Genomic DNA, 2814 nt, shown 5'->3' on the forward strand with positions numbered 1-2814 from the left:
GGATGGTTGTATTCCCGTCGGAGTACGTGGACAGGAGCGAAATCAACGGGAAGCTGCATTCCTGGACCCGAAGGGGGTGTCCCAGCTCGTGTCTCCCTATGCGATAGTGAAACGTCAGATGTGGAACTCCTTGCCTACAGAGAGACGGCAGCAGCCTGTCCTTCAGTTGATGGACTTGTTAGCAGAAATGATGGCGGATTGGCGCTGGGGGCCAGCGGGGAGCGCAGGATTCGAAATAGTAACGCAATACCCGACTGTGAAGGAAACGAGTGATCTTGACCTTGTTATAGATGGTTCAGAGGTTATTGATTATGCAGTAGCTGAAAGACTTGTGCACAAGTTGGAGCATCTGGGTGTTCGAATTGACATTCAATTGGAGACAAGAGACGGTGCCTACGTCCTGCGCGAAATTCTTGAGAGACGGGCCAGCACTGTGGTGCTGCGAACTTCTTCGGGTCCCAAGCTCGTTCGTAATCCTTGGCAATAAGGAGCTATAATCAACGGCAAAAGGGAGGAATGCACGACCATTTGGCTTCAGGAAAGCTGTCAAAGGGGAAGTGCGTATTATGGAAAACACTGAAGAGCGGAATATTAATATTAATGAGAGCGACATCTTAAAGGTGTTTGCCGTCAGCGGAGCGATCTTGCAAAGCGTTCTGGGGATGTTTCTGAAGTATGCACACACTAACGATAACCTAGCCTTATTAGGCGTCATTTTCAATATAGTAAAGTATACTGCGCCAGTCTTTATTTTTGCCATTGTATATGGGATGGTGAAAAATAATCAGCATACGAAGGTATCCCATTTTTACAAGGAAAAATTCGGGGAGCTCGTGATCCCTTATTTACTGTGGGCAGCGGCTGGCTTAATTTTCTTCCCGGAAATTCAGGTTAATCAGCACGTTGCATCATTCCGGACGCTCATCGAGTCATTTGTGCTCGGTAATGCATCATCACAGTTTTGGTACACGGTGATGATGTTGCAATTTCAATTGCTGATGCCAGTCCTTATTTTCATCTGCTACAAATACTTGGCTAAGCCTAAGCGGGTCATTCCGCTGCTTATTGTGAGCTTCGTGATCTTCGGAGCGTGGCTATGGATGTACGATACCTTCGTATTCCAAGGAGCATATGCGATTAGTCTGCGTTACCTTGACCGCTTTTTCGTTAGTTATTTTATTTATGCTTTACTAGGTGGAATCGCTTGGGTATATAAGAAACAGTTCGACGGAGTGCTTCGCCGGATTCAGTTCATACTCATTCCGGTAATGCTTCTTATTCTCATTTGGACAAATCACGAATTTTTCGGTTTTGGTTTTGAGGATATGTCCTTCGGAAATCTGATTTATCTGAAGCCGTCCATGACCTTGTACAGCTTGGTAGTGATTTTCCTGATTTACATGCTGGCAAGACATTTGATCAGCGTAAATTCCCGTTCACTTCCCTATTACAAATGGTTATCTACTTATGCGTACCGGGCCTTTACAGCGAACGTATTTATTTTGGTCATCGTGCTGCGCTTGGTCGGTGATTTGCTAAGTCAGCTTCCTTTATTTGTGGCACTGCTTTTGGTTTATCTGACGACTGTAACATGCTCCTTCGGCATCGTCTATGCCTTTGCGCAGATAAAGGTAAAGGTATGTCGTGAATGGTTATTGTTGAAACAAAAAAGAGCGCAAAGCACCGATCTAAGATAAATGCCTAAAAGAAATAATACAGATAACAACGCATATATGACATCATAATTTAGGCGTATCTAAGTTATTGGCGTATTGACGGCAACCCCAAAGGGTATCTCGATGATTGAAGAGATACCCTTTTTGTGAACCTGAACTTACTTACATCAATCGCTGTATTTCATCTTTCAGAATTTCGGACCGAGTCCCGAAAATAACCTGCAGGGTACCGTTACCAAGCCTGATGATTCCCGACGCTCCGAGCTGCTTGAGAGCTTGATCATTAACCGCTTTGTCGTCTTTGACGACAAGACGCAGCCGTGTGATGCAGGCATCAATGCTTTGAATATTGTCTGAACCGCCGAGATAGGTTAGTATTCTGCCTGCCTGACTGGACTGAGTGTCGGATGTGGCGCTTGCCTTTCCAAAGGGTACAGATTCGTTAGCCTCAGACAGGAGACTGTCTTCTACATCATCTTCACGCCCAGGAGTTTTTAGGTTGAATTTGAGAATGATAAATCGGAACAGAAAGTAATAAATGAGGGCAAAGATAAGCCCAACCGGGATCATTCGTAATGGGTGGGTGGAGAGTTTCATATTGACCAGATAGTCAATGAGTCCTGCTGAAAAAGAAAAGCCGAGTTTGACATCCAATAGGTATACGACCAGGTCGCTCAGGCCTGTCAGCAGAGCATGAACGCCGTAAAGCAATGGTGCAATGAACATAAACGAAAATTCGAGGGGCTCGGTAATTCCGGTCAGGAACGATGCCAGTGCAGAACCGATGAAAATGGAAGCGACGGCTTTACGTTTTTCCGGTTTGGCCGTATGAATGAATGCGAGGGCTGCTGCTGGCAGAGCGAACATCATAATGGGGAAGAAGCCGGACATGAATATACCCGCCGATGTATCGCCTGCGAAAAAACGCGTCAGGTCACCATGAACGACCTCACCGGCAGCATTGGTGTAGTCACCAATTTGAAACCATGCGATCGAGTTCAACACATGATGCAAACCGAGTGGGATCAGCAGCCGATTGGCAATCATGAATATCATTGATCCGATTCCGCCAAAGCCGACAATCCAGTTGCCGAAGACTGCAATCCCATCTTGTATCGGACTCCAGATCATACCGAGC

The 2814-nt window shown here is 45.9% G+C and carries 3 protein-coding genes; 2 read left to right on the forward strand and 1 reads right to left on the reverse strand.

Features of this window, described 5'->3' with window-relative positions:
* Both GRP75_RS23490 and GRP75_RS23495 read left to right on the forward strand, forming a co-directional pair.
* Nucleotides 1-487, forward strand: a 487-nt coding sequence (locus GRP75_RS23490; RefSeq protein WP_160790516.1) for a malonate decarboxylase holo-ACP synthase, incomplete at its 5' end; no start/stop codon positions are given.
* 79 nt (nt 488-566) lie between these two features.
* Nucleotides 567-1697: an acyltransferase family protein gene (locus GRP75_RS23495; protein WP_160790517.1), complete on the forward strand. Its 1131-nt coding sequence runs from the start codon at nt 567-569 to the stop codon at nt 1695-1697.
* Nucleotides 1698-1838: 141 nt separating this feature from the next.
* Here the strand turns inward: GRP75_RS23495 and GRP75_RS23500 are convergent.
* Nucleotides 1839-2814, reverse strand: a 976-nt coding sequence (locus GRP75_RS23500; protein ID WP_160790518.1) for a PTS transporter subunit EIIC, incomplete at its 5' end; no start/stop codon positions are given.

This window comes from Paenibacillus sp. OT2-17, assembly GCF_009827695.1.
In the GTDB taxonomy this organism is placed as follows: domain Bacteria; phylum Bacillota; class Bacilli; order Paenibacillales; family Paenibacillaceae; genus Paenibacillus; species Paenibacillus polymyxa_B.

Excerpts from the sequence above, each read along its gene's own strand:
- GRP75_RS23495 (WP_160790517.1), top strand. The coding sequence starts at position 567 with ATGGAAAACACTGAAGAGCGGAATATTAATATTAATGAGAGCGACATC.